At 64.1% G+C, this 15,507-nt stretch carries 12 protein-coding genes and 1 pseudogene; 9 read left to right on the top strand and 4 right to left on the bottom strand.

From position 1 onward, the window contains the following. Positions 1-2 precede the first annotated feature (2 nt). The 4 genes and pseudogenes from CU110_RS07475 (at position 3) to CU110_RS07460 (ending at position 6,957) form a co-directional block, all read left to right on the top strand. Positions 3-1,823, top strand: coding sequence for a TRAP transporter large permease subunit (locus CU110_RS07475; protein WP_127735256.1), 1,821 nt, complete (start codon positions 3-5; stop codon positions 1,821-1,823). 3 nt (positions 1,824-1,826) lie between these two features. Continuing rightward, positions 1,827-2,447 (top strand): annotated as a pseudogene (locus CU110_RS16805) (aldolase/citrate lyase family protein); the annotation flags it as partial. Then, entirely contained in the window at positions 2,405-5,428 is a 3,024-nt protein-coding gene (locus tag CU110_RS07465) for a M20/M25/M40 family metallo-hydrolase (RefSeq protein ID WP_346427179.1), read from the top strand. The pseudogene CU110_RS16805 and the gene CU110_RS07465, both read left to right, overlap by 43 nt. After that, positions 5,425-6,957 (top strand): aldehyde dehydrogenase, encoded by a 1,533-nt coding sequence (locus tag CU110_RS07460; protein ID WP_084208582.1) that lies wholly within the window; start codon positions 5,425-5,427, stop codon positions 6,955-6,957. Before CU110_RS07465 ends, CU110_RS07460 begins: the two co-directional genes overlap by 4 nt. Here CU110_RS07460 and CU110_RS07455 read toward each other — a convergent pair. Next, a complete protein-coding gene (locus CU110_RS07455) occupies positions 6,895-7,893 on the bottom strand; it encodes a LysR family transcriptional regulator (RefSeq protein ID WP_127735247.1) in 999 nt (332 codons plus the stop codon). The two genes, CU110_RS07460 and CU110_RS07455, sit on opposite strands and share 63 nt — an antisense overlap. A gap of 48 nt (positions 7,894-7,941) precedes the next feature. On the opposite strand from CU110_RS07455, the gene CU110_RS07450 reads away from it, so the two are divergent. Continuing rightward, entirely contained in the window at positions 7,942-9,369 is a 1,428-nt protein-coding gene (locus CU110_RS07450) for a sodium:solute symporter family protein (RefSeq protein ID WP_164850310.1), read from the top strand. A 159-nt stretch (positions 9,370-9,528) separates the two neighbouring features. Beyond that, the gene (gene dctP / locus CU110_RS07445; protein ID WP_084208578.1) at positions 9,529-10,518 is read left to right on the top strand and encodes a TRAP transporter substrate-binding protein DctP; all 990 of its coding nucleotides are present in this window, start codon (positions 9,529-9,531) and stop codon (positions 10,516-10,518) included. On the opposite strand, the gene CU110_RS16090 is transcribed toward dctP, so the two are convergent. Next, positions 10,508-11,041, bottom strand: a complete 534-nt coding sequence (locus CU110_RS16090) for a hypothetical protein (protein ID WP_205694126.1) — start codon at positions 11,039-11,041, stop codon at positions 10,508-10,510. The two genes, dctP and CU110_RS16090, sit on opposite strands and share 11 nt — an antisense overlap. On the opposite strand from CU110_RS16090, the gene CU110_RS07435 reads away from it, so the two are divergent. Continuing rightward, a complete protein-coding gene (locus CU110_RS07435; protein ID WP_077376018.1) occupies positions 11,040-12,344 on the top strand; it encodes a TRAP transporter large permease subunit in 1,305 nt (434 codons plus the stop codon). The two genes, CU110_RS16090 and CU110_RS07435, sit on opposite strands and share 2 nt — an antisense overlap. A 22-nt stretch (positions 12,345-12,366) precedes the next feature. Further along, positions 12,367-13,035, top strand: coding sequence for an RraA family protein (locus tag CU110_RS07430; RefSeq protein WP_164850308.1), 669 nt, complete (start codon positions 12,367-12,369; stop codon positions 13,033-13,035). Positions 13,036-13,116: 81 nt separating this feature from the next. Here the strand turns inward: CU110_RS07430 and CU110_RS07425 are convergent, their stop codons facing one another. Beyond that, positions 13,117-13,614 carry an OsmC family protein gene (locus tag CU110_RS07425; protein WP_084208576.1) on the bottom strand — a complete coding sequence of 166 codons (498 nt, stop codon included), beginning with the start codon at positions 13,612-13,614 and terminating at the stop codon, positions 13,117-13,119. A gap of 125 nt (positions 13,615-13,739) precedes the next feature. Here CU110_RS07425 and CU110_RS07420 point away from each other — a divergent pair, with 125 nt between their 5' ends. Further along, positions 13,740-14,840, top strand: a complete 1,101-nt coding sequence (locus CU110_RS07420; RefSeq protein WP_127735241.1) for a hypothetical protein — start codon at positions 13,740-13,742, stop codon at positions 14,838-14,840. On the opposite strand, the gene CU110_RS07415 is transcribed toward CU110_RS07420, so the two are convergent. Beyond that, positions 14,776-15,402, bottom strand: coding sequence for a hypothetical protein (locus tag CU110_RS07415; protein ID WP_127735237.1), 627 nt, complete (start codon positions 15,400-15,402; stop codon positions 14,776-14,778). The genes CU110_RS07420 and CU110_RS07415 overlap by 65 nt on opposite strands. Positions 15,403-15,507: the final 105 nt, after the last annotated feature.

The raw sequence follows: 15,507 nt of genomic DNA, 5'->3' as shown, positions 1-15,507 counted from the left end.
CGATGTCTTCCGCCGCTCCCTCCGTCAAACCGCTGGCAGTGCTGTGCGCCGTGCGCACCTTGATGATCACTCTCTCACGTTGGTGCTGCCGGGGCTGTCTGGCCCTGGCAGCCAGCGGAGTCGCCGCGCTGTCGGCATTGGTGATCTGGACGGTCTTCATGCGCTGGGTGATGGGTCAGCCGCCGCACTGGGCAGAGGAATTGCCGCAGCTGGTGCTGGTCTGGACGACATTGCTGGCCGCGGTGTCCTGCACCCGCAACCGCACTCACCTGAGTGCGGGCCTGCTGCCGCTGCTGGTGCGCTCGGTGCGTGTCCAGCGCATCACCGGACGCATCACTGACGCGATGATCCTGATCATGCTGCTGTTGCTGGCCAAGGCAGGCATGGACCTGAGCGCCATCACGATGCGCCAGACCACCACCGCGCTGCAGATTCCCGCCGGCATCGTCTACCTGTCCGTGCCGCTGTGCTGCACCGCGATGGCTCTGATCCAGCTTGAGCATCTGTTGATCCTCTCGCCAAGGAGATGCCCCATGACTCTCGGCGCCCTGGCTCTGCTCGGCGTATTCGCGCTCGGCATCCTCATCGACATTCCCATCGCCTTCGCGCTGTTGATGTCGGCCCTCTTCTACCTGCTGGCCTTCGGTGCCGCGCCCATGATGGTCTCGGCGCAGCAATTCGTGGCCGGAATGGAAAGCTTCACCCTGCTGGCGATTCCGCTGTTCGTGCTCGCCGCCCAGTTGATGAACCGCGCTGGCCTCACTGAGCGCCTGGTACGCCTGTGCATGGCGATGGTCGGTGATATCCGCGGCGGCCTGGCGGTGGTCGCGGTGCTCGCCTGCATGATGTTCGGCGCGCTGTCGGGTTCCGGTGTGGCGGACGTGATCGCCATCGGCAGCATGCTGCTGCCCACCATGGCCCGCAATGGCTATGACAAGGGCTTCAGCAGTGCGCTGGTCGGCACCGCCAGCTCCATCGGCACCGTGATTCCGCCCAGCATCGTGATGATCGTCTACGGCACCACCTCCAATACCTCGGTGGGCCAGCTGTTCATGGGCGGCATCATCCCCGGCCTGATGCTGACGGTCGCGCTGGTCGGCGTCGCCCTCTACCTGTCACGCAAGCATGGCTGGTCGGGCGGTGTCGCGGCCCGTGTGCCCGGCGAGCGTCGCCGCGCGCTGCTCAGTGCCATGCCGGCGCTGATGGTGCCGGTGATGATCATCGGCGGTATCCGCTTCGGGGTGTTCACGCCCACCGAGGCCGCCGCCTCCGCGATTCTCTACGCCATCATCATCGGTACCTGTGTCTATCGCAGCCTCACCTGGCAGGGCTTTCTGGACAGCGTCCGCGCGACCGCCGAGACCACCGGCGCCATCCTGCTGATCATCGGCGCGGCCGGCATGTTCGCCTGGGGTCTGACCTACGAGCAGGTGCCGCAGGCCATCGCCCAGTTGATCGGCGAATTCACCGACAGCCGCATCAGCGTCCTGCTGCTGCTGACCGCCGTGCTGCTGGTGCTGGGCTCCTTCATGGAAAGCGTGGCGATCATCATCATCGTGACGCCCATCGTGATGCCGCTGCTGGCGCAATACGGCATCAGCCCGGTGCACTTCGGGGTGCTGCTGACCGTCAATCTGGCCATCGGCGCCAACACGCCGCCGCTGGGGATCGACCTGATGGCCGCGTGTCGCATCGCCGGGATCAACGTCAGCGACTCGCTGCGTCCGCTGGGCCTGATGCTGGGCGCGATGCTGACCGTACTGATGCTGATCACCTTCATCCCGGAACTCGTGCTGTTCCTGCCCAACCTGATGGAGGGCTGAGCGATGACCTCTCTTGCCACTCAGCCCCTCCCGCAGCGCTGGCTGTTCGTGCCCGGGGATGACGCCGCACGACTGGAAGCCGCGCTCACCAGCGGTGCCGATGCCATCGTGGTCGATCTCGAGGAATTCACCGCCCCCGAAGGCCGTGCACTGGCGATCAGTCGCTTCGCCGAGTTCGCCAGACGTGCCCGTCGCCTGCATCTGTGGCCGGCGGTACGCCTGAACCTGCTGGAGCAGGGTGGACGCGAGGAGCTGGCCGCGCTGATGCAGACCGCACTGGGCGAACTGGCCGGCACACCTGCCGCGGTCTTTCTGCCCGCCGTCGAGCAGCGCAGTCAGCTGGCCGCACTGGATGAGGCGCTCGCCGAGCAGGAACGCCTGCATGCCCTGCCCGCGGGCAGTCTGAAGAGCGTCGCGACGCTGGAAAGCCAGGCCGGACTGCTGGCCGCCGAGGAACTGCTCGCCGCGGGCGATGACACGCCACGCCTGCTGGGAGCACTGATCGGTACCGGGGACCTGGCCACGGATCTGGGCCTGATGCCGGACCAGCCCGCCGCCACCATCACCGAGACACTCAAGCCGTGGCGCCAGCGACTGGCCGTGGCCTGCAGGACACATCAGCGACTGGCCATCGATGGTCCGTGGCGCTGGCAGCACGGACTGGGCACCGACCAGCACTGGGCCAACCAGCAGGGACTGCATGCGCGGTGTGTCATCCACCCCGATCAGCTCGAAGCGCTCTACGACCTGATGCCCGCTCCACTCTGCCGCTGCGCAATGGCGGGCAGATCCTCGTCGACCAGATCCGACTGCACGGCACCAAGCGTGTCTTCCTGGTGCCCGGCGAAAGCTACCTGCCGTGCATCGATGCACTCAATGAGCACAAGGGCGCCATCGACCCCATCGTCTGCCGCCAGGAAAGTGGCGCGGGCTACATGGCCGAAGCCTACGGCAAGCTGACCAACGAGCCGGGCGTGTGCTTCGTCACGCGTGGCCCGGGCGCCACCAACGCCTCCATCGCCGTGCACACCGCCTATCAGGATTCCACGCCGATGATCCTGTTCATCGGTCAGGTCGGTGGCGACTTCATCGAGCGCGAAGCCTTCCAGGAAATCGATTACCGCCGCATGTTCGGCGAGATGACCAAGTGGGTCGCGCAGATCGACGACACCTCGCGCATTCCGGAATACATCGCCCGCGCCTATCAGGTGGCGCGCAGCGGTCGTCCAGGGCCGGTGGTGCTGGCACTGCCGGAAGACACCCTGTGGGGCGAGGCGCAGGTCGCGGACGTCAAGCCGCACCCGCGCCTGATGACCTATCCGGGACAGCCGCAGCTGGATGAGCTCAAGGGCCTGCTCGCCAGCGCCGAGCGCCCCTTCCTGCTGGTCGGCGGCAGCGGCTGGACCCGCGACGCCCAGGTCGCGCTGGAAGGCTTCGCCCAGCGCTTCGACATCCCCACCGGCGTCGCCTGGCGCCGTCTGGAATGTGTCAATGCCGAACTGCCGCAATTCGCCGGTCACGTCGGCATGGGCATGCACGCCGAGCTGCGCCAGCAGCTGGTCGAGAGTGACCTGGTGATCGCCGTCGGTACCCGTATCGGCGAAGCCACCAGCGAAGGCTATAGCTGGATGCAGTCACCGGTGCCGACCCAGAAGCTGGTGCATGTCTACGCCGACCCGGAAGAGCTGGGGCGTGTCTATCAGCCGACGCTGGCCATCAATACCGACGTCAACGGCTTCGCGCTGGCGCTCTCCACCCTGTCACCGGACAGCACGCCGCGCTGGTCCGGCATCACCCGCGAGGCGCGCGCCGCCTATCTGGCCACGCTTGAGGAACAGCCGTCGCCGGGCCCGCTGAGCCTGGACAAGGTCAGCCTGACCGTCGACCGCATCCTCGATGGCAAGGGCTGCATCAGCGTCGGCGCCGGCAACTACGCGCTCTACGCCCACCGCTATGTGCGCTTCCGTGGCCTGGGCAGCTCGCTGGCCCCGACCGTCGGTTCCATGGGTTACGGCCTGCCCGCCGCCATTTCCAGCAAGCTCGAATTCCCGGAACGCCCCGCCGTCTGCTACGCCGGTGATGGCTGCTTCCAGATGAATCTGCAGGAACTGGGCGTGGCACTGCAGTACCGCCTCGGCATCGTGGTGCTGGTGTTCAACAACGGCATGTGGGGCACCATCCGCGCCCACCAGGAAAACGACTTCCCGGGCCGTGAGATCGCCCTGACCTTCACCAACCCGGACTTCGCCGCGCTGGTCACCGCCTACGGCGGCCTGGGTCAGGTGGTGGAGAAGGACGAGGACTTCGAGGCGAGCTTCACGCGCGCGCTGGAATTCGCCGACCGCGAGCATCTGCCGGCCCTGATCGAGCTGCGTTATGACCCGGACGGCATTGCCCCGGGCAAGCTGCTGAGCGGCATCCGCGAAGACGCCCTGACACGGACTCAAGACGTACTGGACTCCCTCGCCCTGCGCGTCGATGGCAAGCGTCTGTGGGACGCGCTGATGACACTGGCCGAGATCGGCGCGACGCCCAAGGGCGGCCCCGCGGCTACCGAAGACCGCGCGCGACTTACGTGGAGGCCGGGCACGTCGTCGAGATCGGCAACATCTTCGCCGCGTCGGCCGACCCGCGTACCGGCAGCCACATCGAACCCAGCCCACGGCGGCAAGTTCGAGGCTGCTTCGGGTGTGGCGGCTGGAAGTTGCGCCTATACACGCATCAGACCCCGTGGAGTGGTGTCTGGACCAACGAGGAAGGCGCGCTTGGCCATGATGGGGTCCGGCGTGCATCGGCCTCTGAAGCTGGCTAGACGAGGCGACGGCGCGCTGACACGGCTATGGCCGGGTCGCAATGCGCCTTTCGAGCACATCGAGCAGGGCCCGGTACTCGAGCAGGAGGAGATCACCATCGGGGCCGTCACCGGCTCCCTCGGCCTGCACTGGTTCGACGTGGTGGTCAGCGGTCAGGAAGCCCACGCCGGCCCGACGCCGATGCCCTACCGTCGCGATGCGCTCAAGACCGCCTGCGCGCTGGTCAGCGACATCCTGACGCTGGCCGATGACTACCAGCCCAACGGTCGCGTCACCTGTGGCGAATTCAATGTGCATCCCAACTCGCGCAACGTGATTCCAGGCCAGGTGCGCTTCAGTGTCGACCTGCGCCACCTGGAACCGGCGGTAATGGCCGAGATGCACGACCAGCTCAAGGCGCTGTGCCTCAAGCATCACGCCGCCAACCAGAGCGACAAGCAACGCGTGGACATCGAGCTGATCGAAGTGCAGCACATTCCGCCGACGCCCTTCGCGCCGGAACTGATCGAGATGGTGCGCAGTGCAAGTCAGGAACTGAACCTCAGCATCCGCGACATGGAAACCGGTGCCGGTCACGACGCCGTGCAGATCGCCGGCATCAATCCGGTGGCGATGATCTTCGTGCCCTGCGAGGACGGCATCAGTCACAACGAGAGCGAGAACGCCGAGCCTGCCGATCTCGAAGCCGGCGCCAACGTGCTGCTGCTGGCGATGCTCAAGCGCGCCGGTGTCGTCAGCCGCGGCTCTCTCGCCGACAGCGCCAACACCACGACCGCGGAGAACGCCCAATGAGCACTGCCACTGCTTCGACCACTGCCGCCCCGCTGACCCATGCCGACTGGCAGCAGCGCGCGGCAGCGCTGACCTTCGAGACCCGTGCCTTCATTGACGGTGCCTATGTGGAAAGCACCGGCTGCGATACCTTCCCGGCCTGGAATCCGGCCACCGGCGACGTACTGGCGCATGTCACCGCCTGCACCGAGCAGGACATCGACCGCGCCGTGATGGCGGCGCGGCGTGCCTTCGACTCCGGCGTGTGGTCGCGCCAGTCACCCCAGGCGCGCAAGGCCGTTCTGCAACGCTTTGCCCAGCTGATCCGCGAGCATGCCGAAGAGCTGGCGCTGCTGCAGACACTGGAGATGGGCAAGCCGATCGGCGACAGCCTGGGCTTTGATCTGGCGGAAACCGCGCGCTCGGTGGCCTGGTATGCCGAGGCCATCGACAAGCATTACGACGAGATCGCGCCCACCGGCGAGAACGTGCACGCCACCATTACCCGTGAAGCGCTGGGCGTGGTCGCAGCGGTGGTGCCGTGGAACTTCCCGCTGATGATCGCCTCCTGGAAGTTCGCCCCGGCGCTGGCGCTGGGCAATAGCGTGGTACTCAAGCCGGCCGAATCCTCAAGCCTGAGCGCGCTGCGTCTGGCGGCACTCGCCGATGAAGCCGGCCTTCCAGCGGGCGTCTTCAACGTCACGCCGGGGCTGGGCGCGGTGGCGGGCCAGGCGCTTGGCCTGCACATGGAAGTCGATGCGCTGGCCTTCACCGGCTCCACCGCCACCGGCAAGCGCTTCATGCGCTACGCCAGCGACTCCAACTTGAAGCGGGTGTGGCTGGAGTGTGGCGGCAAGTCGCCGCATATCGTGTTCGCCGATTGCCCGGATCTCGACATGGCCGCACGCGCTGCGGCAGACGCCATCTTCATCAATCAGGGCGAAGTCTGCATCGCTGGCTCCCGCCTGTATGTCGATGAGGCCATCTTCGATGACTTCATGCCGCGCCTGATCGCCTGCGCCCGCGCCATGCCGGCCGGTGATCCGCTCGATCCGGCCACGCGCATGGGCGCACTGGTCAGCGCGGACCACCACGAGAAGGTGCTCGGCTTCGTCGAGACGGCGCTCTCGGAAGGCATGACGCTGCATCAGGGCGGCCGCGCCATCGCCCCCAGCGACGCCACCTCCGGCGGCTGGTATCTGGAGCCGACCATCGTGGAAGGCGGCCAGAACAGCACCGTGATGCGCGAGGAAATCTTCGGCCCGGTGCTGGGCGTGACCCGCTTCAACGGCGAGGAAGAAGCCATCGAACTGGCCAATGATTCCATCTACGGGCTGGGCGCTGGGCTGTGGACGCGGGATCTGGCGCGTGCCCATCGTGTCTCGCGGCGTTTGAAGGCGGGGCTGGTGTGGGTCAACTGCTACGCCGATGGCGATATCAGCGTGCCCTTCGGTGGCGTCAAGCAGTCCGGATTCGGGCGTGACAAGTCACTGCACGCGCTGGACAAGTACTCCGACCTGAAGACCACCTGGATCAATCTGGCCTATTGAGCTGTCGGTCGGCCCCAGCGGCACCTTGGCCAGCGCGTTGTGCAGGAAGTCGACGAAGGTGGATTCGGCAGCGCTGAAACGCGCCTCACGGTGCCACATCAGGTGCAGGTCGATATCGGCCACGCCACCGTAGGGTGGCAAGGGCCACAGCTGCTGCTCCTCGACCTCACGCCGCACGATGTGCTCCGGCATGCAGCCGATGCCCCAGCCGGCCAGCACCATGCGGCGGATTTCCTGCAGGCTGCTGGATTGACCGATCACCGGGCCCTGCAAGCCCTCGCGGGCGCGGAACATCGCCAGCGGAGACAGCACGCCATCGAGCTGCTCGCTGCCGAAGGAGACATAACGCTCATTGCGCAGCGCCTCCAGCGGCAGATTCTGCTGACCGAAGAGCGGATGCATGCGACCACAGAAGTAGCGGTAGTTCTGGCGCGCCAGCACCTGGGACATCAGTGGCTCCGGTGTCTGCTGCGCCAGGCAGATGCCCAGAGCGCCCTGGCGCTGCAACAGGCCCTGCTGCACCTCGTGACTGGACATCTCCTGGATCGAGAAGGTGACCTGGGGGAAACAGCGATGAAAGCGCGCGAACACGCTATCAAGGAATCGGCACTCGATGCCGGTAATGAAAAGGAGCGAGACATGCCCGGAAATCTCCGTATGACTGTTGCCCACCTCAGAGGCGAGACGCGCCACGTTGGCGTAGATCTCCACGGCCTCGCGATAGACCACCTGCCCCGCCCCCGTCACGCGAAAGCTGTGACTGTCTCGTTCGATCAACCGTTGCCCGAGGCGCTCTTCCAGACGCTTGAGTGACAGACTCACCGCCGGCTGGGACAGATAGAGACGGGCTGCCGCTCGACTGACACTTTCCTCCTGAACGATGACGATGAAGGTTCTCAGCAGGTTCCAGTCCAGAGTGTCATGGATGGGTCGCATGGCGAGGATTCCTGTCCAGAAAATGACGCACCCGGCGGAAAAATGACAATGTTCGATAGCCGAGAAACCGAGATTCTCTCGATCATGATCATAGCATGTGGCCTATTTCTGATGGGGCTTTCGCTGTATTTCTTTCGCCGTATCAAGACCTATGATGACTACAATGTCGCCGGCCGTTCCACCGCGACCTTTCCGCTGATCTGCACGCTTGTCGGCACTGCCGTCGGCGGCTCCACCCTGCTGGGCTTCGTCTCCAAGGGTTACACCTTCGGCATGGGCCAGCTGTGGCTGCCGGTGGGCATGACCGTCGCCGGCATCGCGCTGTACTTCTTCATCGGCAAGATTCACGCCGAAGGCCGGCGCCTGGAGATGGTGACACTGGCCGACTTTCTGGTCAGCCGTTTCGGCGAGGGGGTCAGACTCCCCACTCTGCTGAGCATCCTGTGCGCCTACGCGGCCATCACCGGCATGCAGTTCGTGGCGGTGGCCACGGTGCTCAAGCTGGTGTTCGGCCTGGCGCTGCCGGTGGGTATCCTGCTGACCTGGGCGCTGCTGACCGCCAAGACATGGCTGGGCGGCCTGATGGCGGTCATCTGGTCGGATGCGATTCTCGGTACCCTGCAGACACTGGGCATCTTCTTCCTGCTGGTCACCGTCTACTACGCCAGCGGCAGCTGGGAGATCATCAGTGCATCGCCCACGCCACAGGGCAGCCCTGACTTCCTGAGCCTGACCGGTATCTCCGGCCATGAACTGGCGGTCTACATGCTGACCATCGGCGCCTATCAGTTCGTGCGCCAGGACCTGTGGCAGCGCTTCTGGGCCGCGCGCAGCCTCAAGGCGGCACGCACCGGCTACGCCGTGGCCATCGTCTTCACGCTGCTGGTCGGTGGAGCCGTGGTGTTGATCGGCGCCTTCGCCAGGCTGGGCCTGGACATCGCGGTGGCCAATCCGGACCTGTCCTTCTACGCCATCATCAAGGCCACCCTGCCACTGCCGCTGATGGTCAGCATGGTCGTGGTGCTGCTGGCGACCATCATCTCGTGTGCGGATTCGTTCTTCATCGCCGGCGCCTCGTCGATTGCCAATGACGTGATCAAGCCGCGCATGAAGGGCCGTGATGATGCCTTCATGCTGCGCATGAGCCGTCACTCGGTGATCGCCATGTCCTTGATTTCGCTGGGTCTGGCACTCTACGCCCCGCGCCTGCTGGACATCTGGATTCTCGGCAGCGCGATGCTGGTCTGCGGGGTACTGGTGCCGACGGTGGTGGCCCTGTGTCGCCGCTCGCCAGACCCGCGCGGCGGGGTGATCATGATGTGGGGCGGGCTTGCCACCGCCATTCTCTGGCAGCTGCTGGGCCATCCCTTCGGGCTGCATCCGGTGATGATCGGCCTGCCTGTCTCGCTGGCACTGATGCCGTTGGCGCTGCGCAAGCCGAGTCTGAACCTCGCGACCGACACCGCCACGCGCTGAGTCACTGGACCAAACACACAGGTTTTCTTACATAAATCTCGCAAATACTGCATATTGAAATTTGAAAGCCCAAAAGGCTGATGATTCGTTGACCGCAGCCAAGGCGGCTCATAGATTGAAGACGTACCATCACACAATAACGATAAAGTGGAAACTGCTATGAAAACCCTCAAGCCCGCTCTGTTGCTCCCGCTGCTCGCACTGCTCCCGGCCACCCAGTCAATGGCCACCGAACTGCGCATGCTGTCCAGTTACGACCAGACCACCGCCTATTCCCGTGAAATCGCCCAGCGCTTCATCAAGGAAGTCGAAGCCAATGACGCCGCCGACCTCACCATCCAGCTGACCGGCCCGGACGTCGTGCCGCCCTTCGAGCAGCTGCAGCCTGTCGCTGCCGGTGTCTTCCAGCTGCTCTACACCCACGCCGCCTACCACACCAACACCACTGGCGTCGGCGCGGCAATGGATGGCGTGGCGGTGAATCCGGAGCAGACGCGTGAATCCGGACTGTGGGACATGGTCGATGAGCACTACAACGGCCTGGGCCTCAAGCTGATCGCGATTCCGCCGCTGGGCAGCCACGGTTTCCAGTACGTGCTGAAGGAGCCGATCACCGGCACGCCGGGTCTGGACGGGCGTCGTCTGCGCGGCAGCCCCACCTATACCAATGTCACCAAGGGGCTGGGCGGTACGCCGGTGCTGATGTCCAGTGGCGACGTCTACTCGGCGATGGACCGTGGCGTGATCGACGGCGCGGCCTGGGGCCTGAACGGCGTCAAGGACATGGGCTGGCAGGAAGTCGCCGGCTACTACTCCAAGCCGACCTTCGGTCAGACCTACAACTTCGTGCTGATGAACCTCAACGCCTTCAACAGCCTGACCCCAGAGCAGCAGAAGGTGCTGCTTGACGAGGGCCGTCAGCTGGAGACCGAGATCGTCCCGGTGCTGGATGAACTGGCGATCGAGGAATGGAAGGCACTGAACGAGGCTGGCATGCAGGCCACCGAATTCGCCCCGGAAGACGCCGAGCGTCTGGATGCCCTGGTCACCGACGGTATCTGGCAGCTGGGCATCGACAAGTCGCCGGAAGCCGTGACCGCCATGCGCGAGCTGGCGATCGAGAAGCACCTGACCACCGTCAGCGAGTAAGGAATCCACCATGCCAACCCTGCTTGCACGTGTGCATGACGGCGTGACGCGAGCAGGCTTCCTTCTGGGCGGTGTCACCCTGTGTGGCATCGTCCTGTGCTTCTGGCTGGAAGTCATCGCGCGCTATTTCTTCAATTCGCCCACCCTGTGGTCCGGCGCGATGGTGGCCTACCTGCTGTGCCTCTCCATCTCGCTGGCCGCGCCGGAACTGGCTCGTACCCATGGCCATATCGCCATCACCGTGCTGCCGGAACGCCTCAGCCCTGCCACCCGCGCCCTCTATGACCGCCTGCTGGCGCTGATCACCGGTGGCGTCTGCGCCGTGGCCGGCTGGATCTGCCTGCAGGAAAGCCTGCGTCAGTTCCAGTACCACACCACCACCGCCATGGGGCTCGATATCCCCAAGGTCTGGGTGTCCTCCTTCATCGCCTACGCGTTGATCAATGCGGCCCTCTACTTCCTGCGCCACGCCTTCACGCGCGCCGCGCCCGGCCACCGACGCCAGAAAAGGACCCTGAGTCATGGAATGGTATTTCTCTCTGGGCCTGGCCATCGCCTTGCTGATGGGCCTGTTCGCCCTCGGCATCCCCGTCTTCGCCGCCTTCCTGACCATCAACGTGCTGGGCACGCTGTGGTTGATGGGCACCGCCGGTTTCGGCATGTTCGCCAACAGTGTCTACGACAGCATGACCTCGGAGACGCTGACCACCATCGCGCTGTTCGTGCTGATGGGGGAGCTGCTGTTCCGCTCCGGCTCCATCGATGTGATCTTCGACTCGCTGGATGCCCTGATGGGCCGCATGAAAGGCCGCCTCTACTTCTTCGTCGTCGCCCTCTCGACCCTTTTCGGCGCCCTGTCCGGCTCGGCACTGGCCGTGACCGCCATGCTCAGCCGCTCGGCGCTGCCGACCATGCAGGAGCGCGGCTATGACGACAAGCTCTCCATCGGCCTGATTCTGGGTGGGGCGAGTCTCGCGCCGATCATCCCGCCGAGCCTGTTGGTGATCATCATCGGCTCGATGGTGGATGTCTCCATCGCGCGGCTGCTGATCGCCGGCATTCTGCCGGGTATCCTGCTGGCTGCGCTGTTCATCCTCTACGTGAAGGTGCGCATCACGCTGGACCCTCGCCGCGCGCCGCCGGTCGATGAAAGCGGTGGCGGCACGGCAAAGGAGAAGCGTCGCGCCCTGATCAACATGCTGCCGTTCAGCATCATCATCTTCGCCGTGCTCGGGTTGATCCTGCTCGGTATCGCCACACCGTCCGAGTCCGCCGCCACCGGCGTGCTGGGCTCACTGCTGGTCGCCGCCTACTACCGCAAGTTCTCCTTCAAGATGGCGGGCGAAGCGGTGATGTCGTCGCTGAAGGTCAGCACCATGATCATCCTGATCCTGGCGTGCTCGAAACTGTTCTCGCAGTTGTTGAGCTTCACCGGCGCGACCAGCGGGCTGGTGAGCAGCGTGACCGGGCTGGATCTCGACCCGGTATGGATGCTGCTGATCCTGATGCTGATTCCGCTGATCGCCTGCATGTTCATCGACCAGATCGCCTTCATGATGGTGGTGATCCCCATCTACGCGCCGCTGGTCAAGCTGTATGGCTTTGACCCGGTGTGGTTCTGGACGCTGTTCTTGATCAACATCTCGGTGGGCAGTCTCACCCCGCCCTTCGGCTACAACCTGTTCGCGGTAAAAGGTGCCGCCCCCGCGACCCCGATGCAGACCATCTACGCCGCTGCCTGGCCCATCGTCATCTGCTTCCTGTTCGCGATGCTGATGCTCTACTGGGTACCGGCACTCACCACCTTCCTGCCCAGCCTGATCTGACCGACCACGCCGAGAGACTTCCATGTACCAACTCAATGACATGCCAGACCAGGTCGCGCCGGAGCTGCTGGCACAGCTCACCCAGTGCGAGACGGCCACCATCGGCCACTTCCACACCCACGGCTTCGTCGAACCGGCGATTGCCTGCATGCTGCCCCAGGTACGGATTGCCGGTACCGCCGTCACCGTTTCGCTGCCGCCGGAAGATGGCACCCTGCTCAACCACCTGATGCGTCTGGTGCGCCCGGGCGATGTGCTCATCGTGCATCGTCAGGGCGATCGCCACCGCGCCTGCTGGGGCGGCGTGATGACCACGGTCGCCTCACGTCTGGGCGTGGCCGGCGTGGTGATCGACGGCATGGCCACCGACGCCTTGACCATTCGCGACAAGCATTTCCCGGTGTGGAGTCGCGGGGTCGCCTCGCTCACCACCCGCTTCGCCGGAATCGGCGGCGCGCTCAACGTGCCGGTCAGCATTGGCGGCGTGGTCGTCAATCCGGGCGATGCCATCCTCGCTGACGAGAGCGGTGTCATCGTCATGGCCCCCTCAGAAGTCTCCGCCATCGCCACCCACGCCATCGAGGTGCAAGAAGCGGAAGACGTGCTGCTGGCAAAGATCGCCGAGGGTGCCTGCCTGCCCGACCTCACTGGCGCAAGCCAGCTGATCGAGGAAGTGAACGCACGCGGCTGATCCCCCCGCTTGATGTGCTGAAAGCAAAAAAGGCCACCAGATTGCTCTGGTGGCCTTTCGGGTTCTGACACGGGCTGCCCATCACTGATGGGTGATCACCGCCTCGCAGCTGACCGGGAAATTCAGCGAGTTGGCGATGAAGCACAGCGCATGCGCCCGATGGTGAAGCTCAAGGGCGAGCGCGATATCGTCGCCGGCGGCCAGGGTGATCTCAGGTCGCAGCACGATGGCGGTGAAGCGGCCTGACTCGGCAGCTGGATCGCCTTTGCCGCCACTGGTGCCTTCCCGCATCGTACCCTCGGCGTGATCGAGATAGGTCATGACACGAATGCCAGCGTCGGCACACAGATGCAGATACCACAGCTTGTGGCAGGCCGAGACGGAGGCCACCAGCAGGTCTTCAGGATTCCAGCGCGCACCGTTACCCCGAAAGGCGGGGTCCGCGGAGCCTTCAAGGCTCGGCTTGCCACTGACACGGGCCTCGAAATCTCGCTCATAGGCGGTGTAATGCGTGGTGCCCTCGCCGCGATTGCCAGTCCACTCGAGATCAACCGAATAATGGTGTTGTCTGGACGTCATTGTCTGGCATGACGTGCCGCCTGATACTTCCGCATGATTAGTCTTCCAATCAAGGAGGGGAAGCAAGAAGTCCCCACACCCCGATGATAGGATTGGCACATTCGCACTCTGACAGGATGTCACGCATGGCGTTTGCAGCTGGACGACGGTTTACCGGGATTCCCGGGCTGGCAATCGCCGCCCTGACAGTCGGGCTCGGCCTGGGCTTATGTCTCATGACGCCCGGTGCCTCGGCACGCGCCGACGCCGCACAGTTCCGCCCCACGCCTCGGGTCATCAATACCCTGAGCAGCACCTACGGCTTCGTCATCGCTCAGGACATCACGCTGGCGCGCATCGCCGAGACCTATCCTGAACTCGCGCATGACGCTGACCTTGCCTCCGCCTACTTTGCGAATGCCTTCCCCGATATCACCACACGTCTCGCGGACAACCTCGAAAGCCTGATGGGGCGCGAGCATGCACGCGAAGTGCTCGACGGGATTCGCCGGCAGATGCAGAAGGAACTGGCCCCACAACTGACCGCCGACAAGCTGACCAGCGACTTCGCCGCCCGCTTCATCGAGGCCATCCGCCTGCGTGCCGAGGGCGAATACCTGCCCTCACCCTTCAAGGAATTCCTGCTGGCGACCAAGTACCAGATAGAGCCGGTGTACGAACTGTACGACGGCTATTTCCAGGAATTCCATTCCAAGGGCCATGCCAAGTCGCTTGGCATCAACCTTGCGCTGCACCTGCCCGCCTCGTGGTCTGCCGCCGAAGGTCGCCTGCCGCATATCGTGCAGAAGTGGCAGAGTCAGGCCGGTACCGGCACCGACATGATCATCCTCGAGATCTATGACCTGCATGGTGATACCGTCAGTGATGCGCAGCTCAAGGTGATGGCCTCCACCAATACGCTGGCCCAGTGGGCGCCCATCAACAGTCAGATGCTCGACTCCGGCCTGACCCGAGTGGATCACCGTCAGGCCTACTGGTTCGATATCGCCATGACACAGCGGCACCGGGGCATGCCCATCACCTCGCAGACCCGCGAATACGGCCTCTTCCTCGATGACAAGCTGATCCGCCTGCACTGCACCAGCTACCACCCCGCCGCCGACGGCACCGCCTACGCCAAAGCCAAGACAGACCTCACCGTCGAGGAAGGCTTCAACGAGATCAAACCGCTGTGTGAAGGGGTGATGGGGAGTCTGGTGGTGATGGAGGGACCGACGGTTGACTAATCCCTGCTCTCTTCGCTATCGCATAAGTACTGGGCAATTCCGCCGCCATCTCGCGTAACCATTGTGCTTCGATGCGAGCCAAGCCTTCCTTAAGAGTTTCGTTAGGGCCGAGCTTGGGGATTGGCATAGCTACCGCCCCCTTAGCGGCAGGCGCTGAGAGGGAATTGGGACTATGAGAGTTATCGGCAGTGGGAAAACTTTCAGTAACGCCTATTCCATTAGATTTGTCATTACTGAAGCCAAATGAATTGCCTAGTCCATTAGCGTTATTCGTGGAACAAGTGTTGAGCAGTGTTTTCACTGAGTCGCTGTCGATGACATCACTGGGGGCGCTGAGCCAGGCGCGTTCCAGCCAGTTTTCCAGTTCGCGGATATTGCCGAGCCAGTCCTGGCGCATGAGGATGGGCCATAACGAGGCGTCGAGGAGTTTGCGGCGACCGTGACGTTGATTGAGGCGGGAGAGGTGTTGCTCGATCAGGGCGGGAATGTCTTCGCGGCATTCGCGCAGCGGCGGCAGGCTGACGGGGAGCACTCTGATGCGGTAGTAGAGGTCGGAACACATGGTAATTATTTTAATAACATATGCTTCAACTTCCTTACTACCGACGGCTGACTAATCCCTGCTCTCTTCGCTATCGCATAAGTACTGGGTAACTCGGCAGCCATC

This window comes from Cobetia sp. ICG0124 (genome assembly GCF_004006355.1).
Taxonomy (GTDB): Bacteria; Pseudomonadota; Gammaproteobacteria; order Pseudomonadales; family Halomonadaceae; genus Cobetia; species Cobetia marina.
This window is presented reverse-complemented; position numbering and strand designations above follow the sequence as displayed.

What these genes read in the sequence shown, in the direction of transcription:
- CU110_RS07475 (WP_127735256.1), top strand. Translation starts at nt 3, where the DNA reads ATGTCTTCCGCCGCTCCCTCCGTCAAACCGCTGGCAGTGCTGTGCGCC.
- CU110_RS07460 (WP_084208582.1), top strand. Translation starts at nt 5,425, where the DNA reads ATGAGCACTGCCACTGCTTCGACCACTGCCGCCCCGCTGACCCATGCC.
- CU110_RS07455 (WP_127735247.1), bottom strand. Translation starts at nt 7,893, where the DNA reads ATGCGACCCATCCATGACACTCTGGACTGGAACCTGCTGAGAACCTTC.
- CU110_RS07450 (WP_164850310.1), top strand. Translation starts at nt 7,942, where the DNA reads ATGTTCGATAGCCGAGAAACCGAGATTCTCTCGATCATGATCATAGCA.
- dctP (WP_084208578.1), top strand. Translation starts at nt 9,529, where the DNA reads ATGAAAACCCTCAAGCCCGCTCTGTTGCTCCCGCTGCTCGCACTGCTC.
- CU110_RS07435 (WP_077376018.1), top strand. Translation starts at nt 11,040, where the DNA reads ATGGAATGGTATTTCTCTCTGGGCCTGGCCATCGCCTTGCTGATGGGC.
- CU110_RS16090 (WP_205694126.1), bottom strand. Translation starts at nt 11,041, where the DNA reads ATGACTCAGGGTCCTTTTCTGGCGTCGGTGGCCGGGCGCGGCGCGCGT.
- CU110_RS07430 (WP_164850308.1), top strand. Translation starts at nt 12,367, where the DNA reads ATGTACCAACTCAATGACATGCCAGACCAGGTCGCGCCGGAGCTGCTG.
- CU110_RS07425 (WP_084208576.1), bottom strand. Translation starts at nt 13,614, where the DNA reads ATGACGTCCAGACAACACCATTATTCGGTTGATCTCGAGTGGACTGGC.
- CU110_RS07420 (WP_127735241.1), top strand. Translation starts at nt 13,740, where the DNA reads ATGGCGTTTGCAGCTGGACGACGGTTTACCGGGATTCCCGGGCTGGCA.
- CU110_RS07415 (WP_127735237.1), bottom strand. Translation starts at nt 15,402, where the DNA reads ATGTGTTCCGACCTCTACTACCGCATCAGAGTGCTCCCCGTCAGCCTG.